This window comes from Aeromonas sp. 61P, from assembly GCF_051919545.1.
Lineage (GTDB): Bacteria > Pseudomonadota > Gammaproteobacteria > Enterobacterales > Aeromonadaceae > Aeromonas > Aeromonas veronii.
This window is the reverse complement of the sequence record NZ_JBQBEL010000001.1, coordinates 463,959-482,271: the sequence shown is the minus strand read 5'-3', so window position 1 is coordinate 482,271 and position 18,313 is coordinate 463,959. Positions and strand designations below refer to the sequence as shown.

Sequence of the window (18,313 nt, the reverse complement as noted above, 5' to 3'; positions counted from 1 at the left end):
CACTGTAAATATGTCCAGATGATAGGGGTTGTTGAGGGGCCGATGCAAGCCGAGTTGCTGCTGGCAGGGCCGCCAAGGCGGGGGAAACGGCGGATATAACAAAGGCCTGCCGAAAACGGGAGGCCTTTGTGTGGTTGCCAACAGGCAAGGTGCGGGCGCATGGCGCCCAGGGTCAGATGATGCGTTTGAGCAGCAGATGGGCCTTGACCCGGTGGATCCGTCCCAGCAGCTTGCGCACCTGTTCCGGGTAGTCCTGGATCTGCTCCACCTGATCGAAATGACTGATCCGCTTGGTGTTGGTCAGGATGTTCTCCCGCTCCGCGTTGAACTGGGGACGCAGCAGGTGGCGACGATCGTGTACCAGCAGGCCGTTCTCCAGATCCAGCGCCCAGGCGCGGGGGTTGAGGTTGTTGCCGGTGAGCAGGGCCCACTCGTCATCCACGAAGATCCCCTTGAGATGGTAGGAGTTGCGCTCGCAACACCAGAGCATCAGGTTGAGGCGACCGTCGTCGATGTGACGCTGGTTGCGCTCGGCAAACTTGCGCAGGTTGGTCTCGTAGAGATAGGGCAGGCCACCGATAGTGGAGAACTTCTCTTCCGGCGGAATGAAGAAGTCGTTGGCGGTCTTGTCGCCCACTACGATGGTGACTTTGCAACCGCGCTGCAGCAGATCCTCGATATCCTTGCTCAACTCCTTGGGCGGGTTGAAGTAAGGGGTGCAGATGAAGATCTCCCGCTCGGTGGCGCGCACCAGATTGCGGATCATCAGGTTGAGCTGATTGTTGCGCTTGCCCAGACCCACCATGGGGGTGACGGCCACCTCCTGGGTGTTGACCGGCATGGTGCTGAAGCGGTACTGGCTCTGGCGCAGGTTCTGCTTGAAGCGGCGGATCGGCCCCTTCAGCTGCTTGGCGCTGGGGATGTCGCTGTGATCCAGTCGCTGCACCGCGTCGCTCTTCACGAACAGGTCATCCACATAGTTGACCATGCTGCGGGCCAGCTCCGGGCTGGTGATCTGGTGATAGCGATCGAAGCGGTAGCGATCCTGCTGGTGCAGGTAGATGTCGTTGAGGCTGGCACCGGAGTAGAGCACCACATCATCAAAGATGAAGCCCTTGAGGTGGAGCACGCCGAGCAGCTCGCGCCCCTTGACCGGCACGCCGTAGATTTCGATCTGGTGCTCGTGTTCGGCAGCCATGGCCTGATACATCAGGTGGTTGCCGCCCTGCTTGCCCTTGCCGATCAGGCCGCGCTGGGCACGGTGGAAGTCGACGAACAGCTTGATGTCGAGGGCCGGATTGCGCTGCTTGGCGGCGTAGAGGGCGGAGAGGATCTCCCGGCCCGCTTCGTCATCCTGCAGATAGAGCGCGACCAGATAGATGCGCCGGGTGGCACTGGCGATAAGCGCGAGAATGCGGCGTTTGAAATCCTGGGCGCTGTAGAGCACTTCAAACTGATCCGCTGCGACGGCGATCTGGGGCAGGCGCGCCAGCAGTTGTCGATAATGGGCCGATGAATGCATAGATAAACCTGAAATCACGGGGTTAAGCGTTCCACTCGGAGCGATGAATAGGCGATTCTAGCAATCTCGCCCTCTCAGCCAAAGAAAGAATCATCAGAAAGATGAAAAAGGCCTCACGAGTGAGGCCTTTTTGTCAGCATTTCGCCCTTGTCAGAGGAAGCTGTAGATGATCATCGCCATCACGCCGCCGGTGGTGCCGATGATGGTCTCCATCACGGTCCAGGTCTGCAGGGTCTGCTTCTCGGTGAGGCCGAGGTAACGGTTGGCCAGCCAGAAACCGGAGTCGTTGACATGGGAGAGCACGATGGCACCGCCACCGATGGCGATGGTGACGGCAGCCAGCTGGGCACCGTTCAGGCCGAGCGGCTCCAGCATCGGCAGCACCAGACCACAGGCGGTCAGCATTGCGACGGTGGCAGAGCCCTGAATGACGCGCACTGCGGCCGCCAGGATAAAGGCCAGTGCGACGATGGGCAGACCGGAGTCGGCCAGCATATTGCCAAGCGCGGCACCCACGCCGGAATCAACCAGCACCTGTTTGAACACGCCACCGGCACCGGTCACCAGAATGATGACGCCCGCCGGCTGGATGGCGCTGTTGCAGACGCTCATCACCTCGTCACGGGACATGCCACGGCGAATACCCAGCAGATAGAAGGCGGCCAGACAGGCGACCATGATGGCGGTGAAGGGGTGGCCGATGAACTCCAGCCAGTTGTGCAGGGTGGAGCCCGCCTCGACGAAGCGACCGACGATGGTCTTGAGGCCGATCAGCAGCAGCGGCAGGCCGATGAGGCCCATGGCTAGCCCGAAAGAGGGCAGGGATTTGCTGTCATCATGGACGCTGTTCTGGGCATCGGCAGGCAGCGGCACATCGACGATCTTGCTGATGAAGTCACCGAACAGCGGGCCCGCCAGGATCAGCGCCGGCACGGCGGCGATCAGGCCGAACAGGATCATATAGCCGAAGTCGGCACCCAGCTGGGAAGCCACCAGGATCGGGCCCGGCGCCGGAATAAGGAAGGCCTGGCAAGTGGCGATACCGGCCAGCAGGGCGATACCGATCTTCACCACGCTGCCGCCGCCACGACGGACGATGGCGAAGGCGACGCCGATCAGCAGCACCACGGCCACGTCAAAGAAGAGCGGCAGGGCGCAGACAAAGCCGGTCAGGGCCATTGCCCAGTTGGCGCGCTTGACGCCGAACTTGCCGAGCAGGGTGTGAGCCACCCGGTCGAGGGCACCGGTCACTTCCATCACCTTGCCGAACATGGCGCCCAGCGCCACCACTACCGCGACGAAACCGAGGGTGCCACCCATCCCTTTCTGGATGGTGGCGGCGATATCGGCCGGGTTCATGCCGGCGGCGAGACCCGCCACCATGGAGACCAGGATCAGGGCTACCACGGCGTGGAGCCGGGCCTTCATCACCAGGAAGAGCAGCAGCACAATCGAGCCGGCGGCTGTCATGATCAGGGAGAGGTCAGACATTGTTATGCGTTCCTTTTTCCAAGTTCAGTCGTGACACCTTGCCGATCCGTCGGCAAACCATATCTTTATGATTTATTTAGATTTATGGCAAGGGCTCAACATCATATGCCCAGGTGACTATGGGTTTGCTCAGTCTGTGGCAGACTTCACATTTTCAATCGTTACCGGTAACATGTTACCGGTAACGTGTTAGATTAGAACCCATCAACAGCTGGTTTTTTGAAAAGTGGGACAGAGGTCAAATTATGGCGGGTAAGTGCATTATCGTGATGGGTGTGTGTGGTAGCGGCAAATCCAGCGTGGGTCTGAAAGTGGCCGAAGCGCTGGGCGCCAAGTTCATCGATGGTGATGACCTGCACCCCAAGGCCAACATCCAGAAGATGGCTGGCGGCAACCCCCTCAACGATGAGGATCGTGCCCCCTGGCTGGAGCGGATCCGCGACGCCGCCTACAGTCTCGAGCAGAAGAACGAGACCGGCATCATTGTCTGTTCCGCCCTCAAAAAGAAGTACCGCGACCAGATCCGCGAAGGCAACGAGTCGGTCAGCTTCATCTTCCTCGATGGCAGCCAGCCGCTGATCCTCGAGCGGATGCGTGCCCGCAAGGGCCACTTCATGCGTGAAAGCATGGTACAAAGTCAGTTCGATACCCTGGAGCGCCCGGATGGCGAAGCCGGTGTATTCCACATTGATATAGACGGCACCTTCGAACAGGTGGTTGACCGCGCCGTCACAGCATTGGAGCAAGCCCAATGATTCATCAGGTAATTTCCGACGTCACCGCCCGCATCCGCGAGCGCAGTGTCGCCCGTCGTCAGGCATTTCTGGCCCGCATCCAGCGTCAGGCCGAGCAGGGCAAGACCCGCGCCGCGCTGGCCTGTGGCAACCTGGCTCACGCCGTGGCTGCCTGCAGCAGTGACGAGAAGGGTCGCATTCTCGATATGACCCGTGCCAACGTCGGCATCGTCACCGCCTACAACGATATGTTGAGCGCCCATCAGCCCTATCAGGGCTATCCGGATCAGATCAAGGCGGTACTGGCCGAGCTGGGCCACAGTGCTCAGGTTGCCGGTGGCGTGCCCGCCATGTGCGATGGTGTGACTCAGGGTCAGCCGGGAATGGACATGTCCCTCTTCTCCCGCGACCTGATCGCCCAGGCGACCGCGCTGTCGCTCTCTCACAACACCTTCGATGCCACCCTGCTGCTCGGCATCTGCGACAAGATAGCTCCGGGTCAGATCATGGGGGCCCTCTCCCACGCTCACCTGCCGACTGCATTCGTACCGGCGGGCCCCATGGCGAGCGGCATCAGCAATGACGAGAAGGTGAAGGTGCGTCAGAAGTACGCTGCCGGTGAAGTGGGTCGCGACGCCCTGCTGGAGATGGAGTGCGGCGCCTACCATGCGGCGGGCACCTGCACTTTTTACGGCACCGCCAACACCAACCAGCTGGTGTTCGAGGCCATGGGCCTGATGCTGCCGGGCTCCGCCTTCGTCCATCCTCACAGCGAGTTGCGCCGCGCCCTGACCGCCGAAGCGGCCCGCCGCATCAGCGCCATGATCCCGGGTTCCCCGGCCTATCGCCCGCTGAGCGAGGTGCTGGACGAGCGCTCGTTGGTCAACGGTCTGGTGGCCCTGCTCGCCTCCGGCGGCAGCACCAACCACAGTATCCACATGGTGGCGCTGGCTCGCGCGGCCGGTCTGGTACTGACCTGGGATGACATCAGCGATCTCTCCGACGTGGTGCCGCTGCTGGTTCGCATGTACCCGAACGGCCCGGCCGACGTCAACGCCTTCGAACAGGCGGGCGGCGTGCCCGGCCTGATGCGCCGTCTGGCGCAAGAGGGGCTGATCCACATGGACGCTACTCCGGTCTTTGGCGAGATGCAGGATTACCTCAGCCGTCCGGCATTGGTCGATGGCCAGCTGGTATGGCAGCCGGTGGGCGAGAGCGGCGATGCGAGCGTGCTGTCGCCTTCCGGCAGCGTATTCCAGGCCACCGGCGGCACCAAGCTGCTGGCGGGCAATCTGGGCCGCGCCGTGGTCAAGGTCTCCGCCGTGGCTCCCGAGTATCGGGTCATCGAAGCGCCGGCGCGGGTCTTCTCCTCCCAGCATGCGGTGGAAGCGGCCTACAAGGCGGGCGATCTCAATCAGGATGCCGTGATCGTGGTGCGCCACAATGGCCCGGCCGCCAACGGTATGCCGGAGCTGCACAAGCTGATGCCGGTGCTCGGCAACCTGCAGAAGGCGGGTTACAAGGTGGCGCTGGTCACCGATGGCCGCCTCTCCGGTGCCTCCGGCAAGATCCCGGCCGCCATCCACGTCACCCCGGAAGCGCTGCACGGCGGGGCCATCGGCCTGCTTGCTGACGGCGACCTGCTGCGGGTTGATGCGGTAAACGGCAGCCTCGACTGCCTGACCGATTTGAGTGGCCGTACCCAGGCCGAGATTGACCTCACTCTGGAACAAGAGGGGTGGGGCCGTGAACTGTTCAGCGTGATGCGTCGCGCGGTATCGAGCGCCGAGTGTGGCGCTACCATCTTTGACTAAGGAAGAGCTATGCAGAACTGGAAAGTGACCCCGGCCGAGGTGTTTGCCGCCTCCCCGCTGGTACCCGTGATGGTTATCAACGAGCTGGATCAGGCCCTGCCGATGGCCAAGGCGCTGCTCGACGGCGGCATCTCTGTCTTCGAAATCACCCTGCGCACCCCGGTGGCCCTCGATGCCATCGCCCTCATCGCCAAGGCGATGCCGGATGCCATGGTCGGTGCCGGTACCGTGCTCAACTGCGAGCAGTTTGACGCAGCCGTCGCTGCCGGTGCCCGCTTCGTCATCTCCCCGGGGATGACCCCGGCCCTGCTGGCCCACGCGGCCAAGAGCACTGCACCGCTGATCCCGGGCGTCGCTACCCCGTCTGAAGTGATGCAGGCGCTGGAAGCGGGCTATGACCATCTGAAGTTCTTCCCGGCCGAAGCGAACGGCGGCACCAAGGCGCTCTCCGCCATTGCCGCGCCGCTGCCCCAGGTGAAGTTCTGCCCGACCGGCGGTATCGGCCCGAAAAACGTGGCCGACTATCTGGCGCTCAAGTGCGTCGCCACCGTCGGCGGCTCCTGGATGCTGCCGGCCGATGCGGTCAAGAGCGGCAACTGGGAAGAGGTGACCCGCCTCTCCCGCGAGGCGGTTGAGTTGGTAAAACGCTAAGCATCAGTTGTGCAGAAAAACCAGACAGGCCACCCTCGGGTGGCCTGTTTGCTATCAGCGTGACTTAAGTGGGTGAGGGAAGGGATTACCCAAGACTCTCCCCGACATAGAGGGAGAAGCCGATATCCTTGCGGGTGTCGGGTTGGGATTGGCCGTTGAGACGAGCCAGCAGCATGGTGGCCGCCTCCCGACCGATCGCTTCCCGCGGGGTGGCGATACTGGCCAGTTTGGGGGTCATGGCGTGGCCGATGTCGAGAGCGTTGCAACCGGCGATGGCGATCTGCTGGGGCACCGGGATCCACTTTGCCTGACACTGCAGCAGGGCGCCCACCGCCAGGTCATCGTTGGTGCAGAACAGGCCGTCGAGGTCGGGATAGCGTACCAGCGCCTGATCCAGCAGCTCACCCCCCAGAGTGAAGCTGGAGGATTGTTCGGTCAGCAGATGCTGGCCGGTGAGGCCGAAGTCGGTCATCGCCTGATAGTACCCCTCCATCCGCAGCTGGGTGCGCACGTCGAGCCGCGCCCCCAGATAGACCACCTTGCGTCGGCCCCGGCGCAGCATATCTGTTACCATGGCCCGGGCCGCGGCTCTATGGTCCATGCCGACCACCATGTCGATGGGGGTTTGCGGCAGATCCATGGTCTCCACCACCGGAATGCCGGCGGTGGCGATCATCTTGCGGGTGCGCTCTGTGTGCTGGCTGTCGGAGAGGATCAGCCCATCCACGTGATAGGAGAGCAGGGACGCGACTTGCTCCTCCTCCCGCTCCGGACTGTAGCCGTAGTGGGCCAGCAGGGTCTGGTAACCAGCCGGTCGGGTCACCGACTCGATGCCATGGATCACCGCAGAGAATACCTGGTTGGAGAGGGAGGGGATCAGGATGCCGATCGCCTTGCTGGTCGCGTTGGAGAGAATATCCGGCGCCCGATTGGGGATATAACCCAGCTCTTCCACCACGGCCGCGATCCGCTCGCGGGTCCCCTCCGCCACGGTCTGCGGGTCGCGCAGATAGCGGCTGACAGTCATCTTGGTCACGCCGGTCTGGTCGGCGATATCTTGCAGGGTGGGGCGGCGCTTGCGGGTGGGGCTCATAAGGGTGTCCAGCGTGGATGTTACATGTAACATTACCGTTTTTGGCGGATAAAGTCAGCATATGAAGCCGTTTTTGCAGGAGTTTTCCGATGATCAGAGGCAAGCAGTTCGTGGATGTCCGGTTCGAGCAACAGGATGTGGAGGGGGAGCAGTTCTCGGAGTGCCGCTTTATCGGCTGCAACTTCTCCTGGCTGGATCTGAGCGATAGCCGCTTCATCGACTGCAGCTTCTACGATCGGGAGAGTGAACGGGGCTGCCTGTTGCAGGGTTGCGATCTGCGCGAGGCCAGCTTCCTGCGCTGTGATCTCACCATGGCCGATTGCAGCCGCAGCCAGTGTCTGGGGTTGGAGATGCGCGACTGTCAGGCGGTCGGCATCAACTTCGGCCACGCCAGCTTCGCCAACCAGATCACCGCCAAATGCTACTTCTGCGAGGCCCATCTGACCGGCAATAACTTCAGTTACGCCAGCTTCGAGAGTTGTCTGCTGGAGAAGTGCGAGCTGACCGGCAACCGTTGGCAGGGGGCCAACCTGTTTGGTGCCTCGCTGGCGGGCTCCGATCTCAGCGGCTCCGAGTTTGGCCAGATCGACTGGACCAGCTTCAAATTGCAGGGCTGCGATCTGCGCCAGTGCGATCTGCCGGGGCTGGATCTGCGGCGGGTCGATCTGCAAGGGGTGCAAATTAACGAGGATCAGCAGCAGGTATTGCTGGAGCAGATCGGTATGGTTGTCTTTCCCTGAGCCGAGCGAAAAATTAGGTAATTTTTCATCAAATGGGGGTGACAGCGGGTTGCTGTACTCCTGAAACGACAAAAGCCTGCGTGAGGCAGGCTGTTGTTGTGAGCGTGTGATGCGTTTGTCGGCCGGGTTGACTCAACCCCTGGCCAGCCATTTGGTCGGGTTGATCGCCTCGCCCTGATAGCGAATTTCGAAGTAGAGGCCCGGTCTGTCCTGACCGCCACTGTCACCGACCAGCGCCACCGGTTCACCCTGTTCCACATTCTGGCCAACCTGACGCAGCAGCGACTGATTGTGACCGTAGAGGCTCATATAGCCCTTACCGTGATCGATTACCAGCAGCATACCGAAGCCATCGAGCCAGTCGGCGTAAACCACCTGGCCCGGCGCGACCGCCTTGACCTGGGTTCCTTCGCTGGCGCCGATCAGGGTGCCTTTCCACTTGAGCTGGGCGGTGCGCGGCGAGCCGTAGGCGATGAGGATCGGCCCCTGTACCGGCCAGCGCAGGCTGCCATTGGTCTTGAGCCCGCTGTAGTAACCTGCGGTCCCAATCCCCGAGCCTCGCTCCGGTTTGGTACTGGACATCTCTTCGACCGGTTCTGCCGGTTTGACGGTTTTGTTCTGCTGGGCGGCAAGTCGTTGTTGCTCGGCGCGGCGCTGCTCGGCCAGCTTGCGCTGACGCTCCTGTTCCGCTTTCAGCTTGGCCAGCCGCTCCCGTTCGGCCCGTTCGCGGCGCTCCTGCTCTTCCCGCTGGCGGCGCAGCTCTTCCAGCCGGGCTTTCAGCGCCTTCTCCGCCTTGACCAGCTTGGTGAGCTTCTGCTCGTCATCCTGTACCGACTGCTGCAACTGGTTGCGCACCTTGGCCCGGCTCTGCTGGCTGGCCAGCAGGGTCTGGTGATGCTCCTGCTGTTCGGCAAGCAGGGTCTGCAGTCTGGTTTCGGTCTCTTTGGTTGCCTGCTGGTTTTTCGCCAGCTTGTCGCGGGTGACGCGCAGGGCGTCGATGGCCTCGATGCGGGCCTTGTTGAGGTAGTCGTAGTAGTCGAGGGAGCGGCTCAGTTTGGCCGGATCCTGCTGATTGAGCAGCAGTTTCAGGTAGTCGTGGTTGCCCGCCTGAAAGGCGCTCTCCGCCTGTTTGGCCAGCAACTGCTTTTGATGTTTGGCTTGAACTTCCAGCGCCAGCTTGTCTTTTTGCAGGGTCGCCAGCTTCTGCTGGTTCTGCTTCAACTGCTGTCTGGTCTGGTTGAGTTTGGCGGCGGCGGCCGAGATGGCCTGCTCGTCAGCCTTGAGCTGGGTATTGAGCTTGGCAAGCTCCTGCTTGCTGAGCTTGATGGTCTTCTGTTGCTCTTTGATCTGGGACTGCATGGTGCCCAGCTGCTGATTGGCGGCCAAAGCCGATTTGCTGGCGCCAAACAACAGGCAAAAAAACAGCGCGCCGGCCAACAGGCCGACGCGACTGGTTTTCTGTGAAATAACTTCGCATCCCCGCATGGGGAAGGATTATTTCAGAATCATCAGGGGCTTGCCAGTCATTTCCGGCGGCACCGGCAGACCCATCAGGGTCAGCATGGTGGGGGCCAGATCGGACAGTTTGCCACCTTCAACTACCTCGGCTTTGCGACCGAAATAGATGAGCGGAACCGGCAGATTGGTGTGGGCAGTGTGGGCCTGACCAGTCTCTTCGTCCAGCATCTTCTCGGCGTTGCCGTGGTCGGCAGTGATCAGGCACTCGCCACCCACTTCGGCCAGGGCGTCGGTCACACGGCCGATGCAGTGGTCAACGGCTTCACAGGCTTTGACGGCGGCATCGAACACACCGGTGTGGCCAACCATGTCGCCATTCGGGTAGTTACAGATGATGACGTCGTACTTGCCGCTCTTGATGGCCGCAACCAGCTTGTCGGTCAGCTCTTCGGAGCTCATCTCCGGCTGCAGGTCATAGGTCGCCACTTTCGGGCTGGCCACGATCTCGCGATCTTCGCCGGTGAAGCAGGACTCTTCGCCACCGTTGAAGAAGAAGGTAACGTGAGCATACTTCTCGGTTTCGGAGATGCGCAGCTGGGTCTTGCCCTGCTTGGCCAGCCACTCACCCAGGGTGTTGACCAGAGCGGTCGGCGGGTAGGCACAGGCGGTTTTGATGTCGGCCGCGTATTCGGTCAGCATCACGAAGTTCAGCTTCGGCTCGACTGCACGGGCGAAGCCGGTGAAGTCGGTGTCAACGAAGGCGCGGGTGATTTCACGGGCACGGTCGGCACGGAAGTTCATGAAAATCAGCGCATCGCCATCTTCCATCGGGGCAGCTTCGCCGATGCGGGTCGCTTTGACGAACTCGTCGTTCTCGTCGCGGGCATAGGCGGCAGCCAGCGCTTCGGTGGCGCTCTCGGCGGTGAACTCGCCCTTGCCCTGGGTCATCAGGTCATAGGCTTGCTGCACGCGATCCCAGCGGTTGTCACGGTCCATGGCGAAGTAACGACCGATCATGGAGGCGAAACGACCCTTGCCCAGCTTGGCGAACAGGGCGTCGAACAGCTCGATGGAGGACTGGGCGGAGCGCGGCGGAACGTCGCGGCCATCCAGGAAGGCGTGCAGATAGATCTTCTCGGCACCACGCTTGGCGGCCATTTCGATCATGCCCATGATGTGCTCTTCGTGGCTGTGTACGCCACCCGGGGACATCAGGCCCATGATGTGAACGGCTTTGCCGTTGGTCACGGCAGCGTCAACAGCCTTGGCCAGCTCGACGTTCTGGAAGAATTCACCGTCCTGGATGTCTTTGGAGATGCGGGTCAGCTCCTGATAGACGATGCGACCGGCACCGATGTTGACGTGGCCTACTTCAGAGTTGCCCATCTGGCCATCCGGCAGACCGACATCCAGACCGGAGCCGGAGATCAGGGTGCTGGTGTAGTCACGGGCCAGACGATCGAGGTTGGGAGTCTTGGCGGCAGCGACGGCGTTGTGCTCTTGCTTGGTGCTGTAGCCCCAACCGTCCATGATGACCAGAACCAAAGGTTTCTTAGCTGTTGACATAAGACTATGTCCTCTCGGATTGGAAAAAATGCGGGAAATGAAACTAGCGTAATATTACTACATCTGCCGAAATAGTCACCTGATAGCCAAGGGGCGCTCCCGCGGCCCCGCAAGCCACGCCCTTCCTGCCATGCTCGCTGCCCAATGATGATGGGAGCCTGCTCGCGCTTTGCCGCCAAGATGGCTGATCTTATCAATACCCCCATGTATACTCGGGCCCTTGTCTTGGTCCCTGGATAGTAGAAGATGCAAGAGTATTTGGATTTTGCGGCCCGTAACCCGCTGCTGACCGCAGCCTGGTTGGGTCTGGCTGGCACCCTGGTTTACACCACTGTGCGTGCCCGTTTGTCTCCGGTAAAAACCGTCAACAATCACACCGCGACCCTGCTGATCAACCGCGAGAATGCCACCGTGGTGGATATTCGCAGTCAGGAAGAGTATGCCAAGGGCCATCTGGCCGGTGCCCAGCACCTGCCGCTGACCCAGATCCAGAGCAATAATCTGGGCCCGGTTGAAAAGCATAAAGATGCCCCCATCATAGTGGTGTGCGAGTCGGGAATGACTGCGGGCGGCGCGGGCCGTCAGTTGAGCAAAGCTGGCTTCAAGCAGGTTTATGTGCTCGGCGGTGGCATGGCCCAATGGCGTGCAGAAAATCTGCCGGTAACCAAGAAACGCTGATTTAAGCAGGGCCTGAGCCCACTTATCCATATAACAAGGAATCAAACGAAATGGCTGACGAGATCAACAACCAGGAAGTACAACCGGAATTCCACATCCAGCGTGTTTACACCAAGGATGTCTCTTTCGAAGCGCCGAACACCCCGCACATCTTCCAGAAAGAGTGGCAGCCGGACGTCAAGCTGGATATGGATACCAAGACCAACATCCTGGCTGAGAGCGTGTACGAGGTTGTCCTGACCCTGACCGTGACTTGCAAACTGGAAACCGAAACCGCCTTCCTGTGCGAAGTACAGCAAGCTGGTATCTTCACCATCGGTAACCTGCCGGAGCCGCAACTGGCTCACTGCCTGGCTGCCTTCTGCCCGAACATCCTGTTCCCGTATGCCCGCGAAGCCGTGGCCAACATGGTGAGCAAGGGGTCCTTCCCGCAGCTGAACCTGGCACCGGTCAACTTCGATGCCCTGTTTGCCCAGCACATGGCGCAAGCACAGGCCCAGCAGGCGACTGCGGAAGCCTGATAATGGCTGACCAGATCGCTATCTCGGTCTTGGGGGCGGGGTCTTATGGCTCCGCCCTTGCCATTTCTCTGGCGCGCAACGGTCATCCGACCCTGCTGTGGGGTCACGACCCTGCTCATGTCGCCGAGCTGGAACAAGACCGCAGCAACAAGGCTTTTCTGCCTGATGTCCCTTTTCCTGCCGATCTGCAGCTAACTGCGGATCTGCAACGTGCGGTACAGGCTGCCCCCGTGCTGCTGCTGGTCGTGCCGAGCCATGTATTTGGCGATGTGCTGACCCGGATCAAGCCCTTCTTGCGCCCCGATACCCGTATCGCCTGGGCCACCAAGGGTCTGGAGCCGGACAGTGGCCGTCTGCTGCAGGATGTGGCCCGTGAAGTGCTGGGTGACGAGATGCCGCTGGCGGTGATCTCCGGTCCCACCTTCGCCAAGGAGCTGGCTGCCGGTCTGCCGACCGCCATCTCGGTCGCCTCGACTCACGACGAGTTCGCCGACGATCTCTCCCACCTGCTGCACTGTGGCCGCTCGTTCCGGGTCTATACCAATCCGGACTTCGTCGGTCTGCAGCTGGGTGGGGCGGTGAAGAACGTCATCGCCATCGGTGCCGGTCTCTCCGACGGGCTCGGGTTTGGCGCCAATGCCAGAACCGCGCTCATCACCCGGGGTCTGGTAGAGATGCAGCGTCTGGGTGCGGCGCTGGGTGCCGATGCCAAAACCTTTATGGGGATGGCGGGGCTCGGGGATCTGGTGCTCACCTGTACCGACAACCAGTCGCGCAACCGTCGCTTCGGGCTGGCCCTCGGGGCTGGCAAGGATGTGAACACCGCCATGACCGAGATCGGTCAGGTGGTGGAGGGGTATCGCAACACCAAAGAGGTGCATTTGCTGGCGGCCCGCTGCGGCGTCGAGATGCCCATCTGCGAGCAGATCTTCAAGGTGCTCTACGAGGGTAAGAACCCGAAAGAGGCGGCCATCGCCCTGCTGTCGCGAGACAAAAAGGACGAGTAATCGGCCGATTGCCCATGCAAAAGGCCCCGCCGGATGGCGGGGCCTTTTCTTTGCGCCTGTCCCGTCCTGAATATGGTTTACACCTTTCCCCCCAATAAATGGAGAGCCCGATGGGACAAGGTGTGAAACGGACACAGCGCGATTACTCGCTGACTTTTAAACTGGCGCTGGTCGAGCAGATTGAAAAAGGCGAGCTCACCTACAAACAGGCTCAGGTGCGTTATGGCATTCAGGGCCGCTCCACCGTTCTGGTATGGTTGCGTAAACATGGTCGGCAAGATTGGAGCCAGGGGGCTTCTGTGCGTGCCGGCAGGAGCATCACCATGCCTGACCACGACAATCAGACGCCCGAACAGCGCATCAAGGAACTTGAGCAACAGCTGGCGTTGATGAGTCAGAAGGCCCAGTTCTTTGAGGCCGTCGTCGATGTACTGAAGAATGACTACGGCGTCTCCATCGTAAAAAAGCGACCCGGCAAGTCCTCTCGCAGCGGCAAGTCGAGAGGCTGACCATTGTCAGGGCTTGCCTGTTTCTGGGGATAAGCCGGCAGGCTTACTACAAGCGCAATCGGGTCGCCGACGAGCGCCATGCACAGGGATTGCAAGTGGTGCGTTTTGTGCGTCAGGTTCGACTGCGACAACCGCGGGTGGGCACTCGCAAGCTGCATTATCTGCTGCAGGGTCAGGATGATGGCGGGCTCAAGGTCGGGCGGGACAGGCTGTTTCAGATATTGGCCGAGCACCGCCTGCTGGTGCAGCCCAGGCGGGCGTATCACAAGACCACCCACAGTTTTCACCGTTTCTACCGTCATCCCAACTTGCTCAAGGCGGGGCCAGAGCAGGTCACACCGGTGGCCCCGGAGCAGGTCTGGGTCGCTGATATCACCTATCTGCCAGCCAGAAGCGGGCCGCTGTACCTGAGCCTGGTGACGGATGCCTACTCACGCAAGATAGTGGGCCATCACGTGCACGAAGGGATGCACGCCGAATCGGTGGCGATGGCGTTCAAGAAAGCACTGAAGCAACGACGTGGCGGCGGTGAACTCATCCATCACTCTGACCGCGGCGTGCAGTATTGCTCTGGGCTGTATCAGTCATTACATGAACGGTACGGGGTGAAATGCTCGATGACGGATGGGTATGACTGCTACCAGAATGCGTTGGCGGAGCGGGTGAACGGGATTTTGAAAGGAGAGTTATTGTTGCAAAGCCCGCAGGATTTGACGCAAGCGCGGGAAATGGTGCGTGAAGCAGTGGATATTTACAACGCGGAGCGGCCGCATCATGCGTTGAAATACAGAACCCCCGATGCGGTACATAGGGGGTTCTGAGTGGAGCAAAGCTAGCCGAAAATGTGTAAACCTATTTCAGGACTAGACAGCCGCAATGGCAACAAATCAATAGTAGGAGTGGTCGCCGCGCTGGTGCTCGGTGGCATCTTTCACACCGTTGAGCTCACCCGGGAACTTCTCCAGCAGTTGCTTCTCGATCCCCTCTTTCAGGGTGTAATCGACCATGGAGCAGCCGTTGCAACCGCCGCCAAACTGCAGGATGGCCAGTTTGTCTTCGGTCAGCTCGACCAGGGTGACCTTGCCACCGTGACCAGCCAGCATGGGGTTCACTTCGGACATCAACACGTACTCGATGCGCTCGATTAGCGGCGCGTCATCGGCCACTTTACGCATCTTGGCGTTCGGTGCTTTCAGGGTGAGCTGGGAGCCCATCTGATCGGTCACGAAGTCGATGGTGGCATCCACCAGGAAGGGGGCGCTCAGGGGATCGACCATGCAGTCAAAGCCGCTGAAGGGCAGGTGTTGATCTTCCGGGTCCACGGCATCGGGCGGGCAATACGATACGCCACACTCGGCATTCTGGGTTCCCGGATTGACCACAAACACCCGGATATTGGTGCCATCAGGCTGTTTTTCCAGCAGTTTACGGAAATGGGCCTGGGCGGCGTCGGAAATGCTGATCATCACTATCCTCATAAACCTGAGTGTACGACTAGGGTATTCATGATAACGCGGTTATTAATGCTTGGGTAGCATGCCGATGGCTACTTGCTGTGCCGCAGGGTTCGACAGATTGCCCACACTTCCACCTTTGTGATGCCGCTCTCATGGAGCAGACGGCTGAGCTGCCCGGCGGTGGCGCCTGTGGTCACGACGTCATCGAGCAGGGCGACATGACGGTATTGGTGGGAGCGGATCCGGAATGCCCCGCGCAGATTGCGCCGCCGCTGCCCGGCGCTCAAGGTTGTTTGTTGCGGGGTCGCCTTGATGCGTTGCAACAGAGTGTTGTCGCAGGGAATACCGGTGAACTCGCCAAGGGCTTGTGCGATCTCCTCCGCCTGATTGAACCCGCGCCGCCACTGCCGCCACCAGTGCAGGGGAACCGGAATGATCGCCTCCGGCGGCTCGCGGCTATCCAGATGATCGGCCAAGAGGCGTGCCAGTAGCGGCGCCAGCAGGATCTGGCCGGAATATTTAAGCCGGGGGATCAGCATGGGGTAGGGGGTTTGGTAGTCGCCAATCACCTGCAACCGCTCCCAGGGGGGAGGTCTGCGCTGGCAGCGACCACAGACCGGTATGCTCTCTTCTATATAGTCAGCCAGCGGTGCGGCGCAGAGGCGGCATCTCGGCTGTGACTGGTGCAGCGCCTGCCGACACCAGCTGCAGAGCATGGGCTCGCTGTCACAAGGCTGATGACAGAGGAGGCAACTCCCTTGCCAGTCATCGTGGCTGCCGAGCAGCAGGCTTGCTTTAGCGAGCAGTCGCTTTAACATGCTGACCCCAAGAGCATGAACAGGGATCTTGAGTCTAGATGAGCATATCGGTAGAGCAGTTTGGCCAGGGGCCCGATCTGGTGCTGTTGCACGGTTGGGGGATGAATGGTGCGGTCTGGCATGGTATTGCCCAGCAATTGGCGCTCCACTACAGGGTTCATCTGGTGGATTTGCCCGGCTTTGGCAACAGCCCGCTGGCAGACGAGGTGGATTACAGCCTGCCCTGGCTTGCCGAGCAGGTGGCCGCCATCTTGCCGCAGAAGTGTCATCTGCTTGGCTGGTCGCTCGGCGGTCTGGTGGCAAGCCAGTTGGCGTTGACGCATCCCGATCGGCTGCACTCCCTGATCACCGTGGCCAGCTCCCCCTGTTTCATGGCCCGCGACGAGTGGCCGGGGATCGCCCCCAAGGTACTGACCGGCTTCAACCAGATGCTGGCGGGGGATTTTCGCCAGACCATAGAGCGCTTTCTGGCGATCCAGGCCATGGGCAGCGAACATGCCCGGGACGATATCCGTCAGTTGCGCCACTGGCTGGCCGAGCGGCCGGCGCCCGAGTTTGCCGCACTCGAGGCTGGACTGACGCTGTTGGCCGAGATTGATCTGCGCGAACCGCTGCAGGTGCTCGATCTGCCCTGGTTGCGGATCTATGGGCGACTGGATTCATTGGTACCCAAGGCGGCTATTCCCCTGTTGGATTATCTCTACCCTGCCAGCCGTAGCGTGACCCTCAATAAGGCCTCACACGCACCTTTTATCTCCCACCCTGACGAATTCATTGAAATCGTTCGAGATTTTGTTGGCTAAAAAACAGCCGGCAAGCTTCATTAATCCTCTGGTCTGGCGGATAATTAAGCTGTGACCAGAGGAGTAACACCATGCGTATTGATTCTGCTTTCAACAGCGGGGTACAGGGATTTCAGCGAGCCGAGCAGATTGCCGACAAGGCATCCAATCAGATCGCCCGCCTCAACACCCCCAGCGGGGATCAGGTGCAAGTGACCGATGAGCTTGTCAATCTCAAGGTGGCCGAGCAGCAGGCTGGCGCTTCCGCCAAGGTAGTGCAGACTGCCAGCGATATGATGGGAACCCTGATCGACATCCGGGTGTGAGATGAACATCAACGTCAGTCTGCCTCCCCTTATCCCGACACAGCTGCAACCTCAGGTGGAAGCGGCGAGGACGGATAATCGCCGGGCAGAACTGATCCCGCAGGCCCGAGCGGGCCAAGCCTCCGTTGCCGAATCCGAAGTCGGCTCCCAAAAAGAGAAATCCAAAGCCGGTCAGGCCTCCAGCAATCAGACTTCCCAGAACAGCCGTGAAACTGGGCAACCGGCGCCGACGACACTGCCAGACAATCGCTTTGTCGAGGCAACCGGTGAGGATGGGCAGCGCAAGCAGCAAGATCCCAAACAACAGGAGCAGCAACAGCGGCAAGAGCAGCAGGTTCAGGATCTTGTCGAGCGTGACAAGGAGGTGCGCACTCACGAGCAGGCGCACCAGTCTGCGGGTGGAGAGTACGCCAGCTCGCCCACCTATCAGTTTACGCAAGGGCCGGATGGCAAGCGTTATGCAACGGGTGGCGAAGTCCAGATCGATACCAGTGTCGTACCCGGTGACCCTGCCGCTACCATCGCCAAGATGCAGCAGATCCGCTCTGCTGCGCTGGCGCCTGCCGAGCCTTCCGCGCAGGACTTGGCCGTTGCACGCAGCGCTGCCGCGAGTGAAGCTAAGGCGCGCAAAGAGCTGATGGCCGAGCAGAGCGCAAAATCGGGCGGCGTGCTGAGTGCCTATATGGACAAGCGCAACAGCGTCATCGCTGGCCACTATCGACAGGCTGTCAGCCCGGCCTCGACCCAGTCCCTCAGTCTGCATATCTGAATCCCCCCTCACCAAACTTTCAGCTGCTTTGCCTGTTTTGCAACTAACCTGAAGATCAGGCCCATTCCAATTTCACAGGAGCTGTCATGCATTTCGATGAAGTCAAAGCGGAAGATTTCACCACCTTCTCCCGTGTGCCGCCCCCCCACCTGCAGATGGAGCAATTTCTGATGCAGCTCGGAGGAGGAGGAACTGAAGGAACCAGTTTTAAGAAGAAAGTGATGCTGGCGGCTGGCTGGAGTCACACCGGCGTCGTCTCTTACGGAAAGTATCCACAAGAGGCCTGCAAGGCATTCAATCGACTGCGGGAGGTGCTGGCCCAGCATGGAGAGCCCGAGAGTATTCTTGCTGCCCTGACGCAGTGATCCTGAGCTTCG

The 18,313-nt window shown here is 60.7% G+C and carries 19 protein-coding genes; 12 read left to right on the top strand and 7 right to left on the bottom strand.

The features are described 5' to 3' along the window. Positions 1–172: 172 nt before the first annotated feature. A complete protein-coding gene (gene pssA / locus ACTG2O_RS02405) occupies positions 173–1,522 on the bottom strand; it encodes a CDP-diacylglycerol--serine O-phosphatidyltransferase (RefSeq protein ID WP_005342654.1) in 1,350 nt (449 codons plus the stop codon). Positions 1,523–1,672: 150 nt separating this feature from the next. Further along, on the bottom strand, positions 1,673–3,013 hold the full coding sequence (gntU, locus tag ACTG2O_RS02400) for a gluconate transporter (protein ID WP_069527617.1): 1,341 nt from the start codon (positions 3,011–3,013) through the stop codon (positions 1,673–1,675). Between the two features lie 245 nt (positions 3,014–3,258). On the opposite strand from gntU, the gene ACTG2O_RS02395 reads away from it, so the two are divergent. From ACTG2O_RS02395 to ACTG2O_RS02385, 3 genes are read left to right on the top strand one after another with little or no spacing between them, the layout of a single operon-like run. Then, positions 3,259–3,768 carry a gluconokinase gene (locus ACTG2O_RS02395; RefSeq protein WP_005340649.1) on the top strand — a complete coding sequence of 170 codons (510 nt, stop codon included), beginning with the start codon at positions 3,259–3,261 and terminating at the stop codon, positions 3,766–3,768. Next, a complete protein-coding gene (gene edd / locus ACTG2O_RS02390) occupies positions 3,765–5,561 on the top strand; it encodes a phosphogluconate dehydratase (protein ID WP_021230776.1) in 1,797 nt (598 codons plus the stop codon). Before ACTG2O_RS02395 ends, edd begins: the two co-directional genes overlap by 4 nt. Before the next feature lie 9 nt (positions 5,562–5,570). Continuing rightward, a complete protein-coding gene (locus tag ACTG2O_RS02385) occupies positions 5,571–6,212 on the top strand; it encodes a bifunctional 4-hydroxy-2-oxoglutarate aldolase/2-dehydro-3-deoxy-phosphogluconate aldolase (protein ID WP_005342660.1) in 642 nt (213 codons plus the stop codon). A gap of 85 nt (positions 6,213–6,297) precedes the next feature. On the opposite strand, the gene ACTG2O_RS02380 is transcribed toward ACTG2O_RS02385, so the two are convergent. After that, a complete protein-coding gene (locus tag ACTG2O_RS02380; RefSeq protein ID WP_236285176.1) occupies positions 6,298–7,305 on the bottom strand; it encodes a substrate-binding domain-containing protein in 1,008 nt (335 codons plus the stop codon). A gap of 89 nt (positions 7,306–7,394) precedes the next feature. Between ACTG2O_RS02380 and ACTG2O_RS02375 the strand changes: the two genes are divergently transcribed. Beyond that, the gene (locus ACTG2O_RS02375) at positions 7,395–8,045 is read left to right on the top strand and encodes a Qnr family pentapeptide repeat protein (protein WP_236285177.1); all 651 of its coding nucleotides are present in this window, start codon (positions 7,395–7,397) and stop codon (positions 8,043–8,045) included. 132 nt (positions 8,046–8,177) lie between these two features. Here ACTG2O_RS02375 and envC read toward each other — a convergent pair whose 3' ends face one another. Beyond that, complete coding sequence (envC, locus tag ACTG2O_RS02370; RefSeq protein WP_019445047.1) at positions 8,178–9,530, bottom strand: murein hydrolase activator EnvC; 1,353 nt, start codon at positions 9,528–9,530, stop codon at positions 8,178–8,180. 9 nt (positions 9,531–9,539) lie between these two features. Further along, on the bottom strand, positions 9,540–11,069 hold the full coding sequence (gene gpmM / locus ACTG2O_RS02365; protein WP_005356867.1) for a 2,3-bisphosphoglycerate-independent phosphoglycerate mutase: 1,530 nt from the start codon (positions 11,067–11,069) through the stop codon (positions 9,540–9,542). Positions 11,070–11,315: 246 nt separating this feature from the next. On the opposite strand from gpmM, the gene ACTG2O_RS02360 reads away from it, so the two are divergent. The 4 genes from ACTG2O_RS02360 (at position 11,316) to ACTG2O_RS02345 (ending at position 14,605) form a co-directional block, all read left to right on the top strand. Beyond that, on the top strand, positions 11,316–11,747 hold the full coding sequence (locus tag ACTG2O_RS02360; RefSeq protein ID WP_005340640.1) for a rhodanese-like domain-containing protein: 432 nt from the start codon (positions 11,316–11,318) through the stop codon (positions 11,745–11,747). A gap of 50 nt (positions 11,748–11,797) precedes the next feature. Then, positions 11,798–12,268 carry a protein-export chaperone SecB gene (secB, locus tag ACTG2O_RS02355; RefSeq protein WP_042054222.1) on the top strand — a complete coding sequence of 157 codons (471 nt, stop codon included), beginning with the start codon at positions 11,798–11,800 and terminating at the stop codon, positions 12,266–12,268. 2 nt (positions 12,269–12,270) lie between these two features. Continuing rightward, positions 12,271–13,275, top strand: coding sequence for an NAD(P)H-dependent glycerol-3-phosphate dehydrogenase (gene gpsA / locus ACTG2O_RS02350; RefSeq protein WP_439975291.1), 1,005 nt, complete (start codon positions 12,271–12,273; stop codon positions 13,273–13,275). A 110-nt stretch (positions 13,276–13,385) separates the two neighbouring features. Continuing rightward, a protein-coding gene (locus ACTG2O_RS02345; RefSeq protein WP_439975195.1) for an IS3 family transposase occupies positions 13,386–14,605 on the top strand; the annotation gives its coding sequence in 2 pieces (ribosomal slippage) (positions 13,386–13,734 and positions 13,734–14,605; 1,221 coding nt in all). Positions 14,606–14,671: 66 nt separating this feature from the next. Here the strand turns inward: ACTG2O_RS02345 and nfuA are convergent. Then, entirely contained in the window at positions 14,672–15,250 is a 579-nt protein-coding gene (gene nfuA / locus ACTG2O_RS02340) for a Fe-S biogenesis protein NfuA (protein ID WP_005340636.1), read from the bottom strand. 80 nt (positions 15,251–15,330) lie between these two features. Further along, a complete protein-coding gene (locus ACTG2O_RS02335; protein ID WP_439975290.1) occupies positions 15,331–16,059 on the bottom strand; it encodes a ComF family protein in 729 nt (242 codons plus the stop codon). 38 nt (positions 16,060–16,097) lie between these two features. Between ACTG2O_RS02335 and bioH the strand changes: the two genes are divergently transcribed. From bioH to ACTG2O_RS02315, 4 genes are all read left to right on the top strand, one after another. After that, positions 16,098–16,862 (top strand): pimeloyl-ACP methyl ester esterase BioH, encoded by a 765-nt coding sequence (bioH, locus tag ACTG2O_RS02330; protein ID WP_439975289.1) that lies wholly within the window; start codon positions 16,098–16,100, stop codon positions 16,860–16,862. A gap of 71 nt (positions 16,863–16,933) precedes the next feature. Continuing rightward, positions 16,934–17,167, top strand: coding sequence for a flagellar basal body rod C-terminal domain-containing protein (locus ACTG2O_RS02325; RefSeq protein ID WP_005340632.1), 234 nt, complete (start codon positions 16,934–16,936; stop codon positions 17,165–17,167). Position 17,168: 1 nt separating this feature from the next. After that, positions 17,169–17,936, top strand: coding sequence for a putative metalloprotease CJM1_0395 family protein (locus ACTG2O_RS02320; RefSeq protein ID WP_439975288.1), 768 nt, complete (start codon positions 17,169–17,171; stop codon positions 17,934–17,936). 86 nt (positions 17,937–18,022) lie between these two features. Next, positions 18,023–18,301: a hypothetical protein gene (locus tag ACTG2O_RS02315; protein WP_005355353.1), complete on the top strand. Its 279-nt coding sequence runs from the start codon at positions 18,023–18,025 to the stop codon at positions 18,299–18,301. Positions 18,302–18,313: the final 12 nt, after the last annotated feature.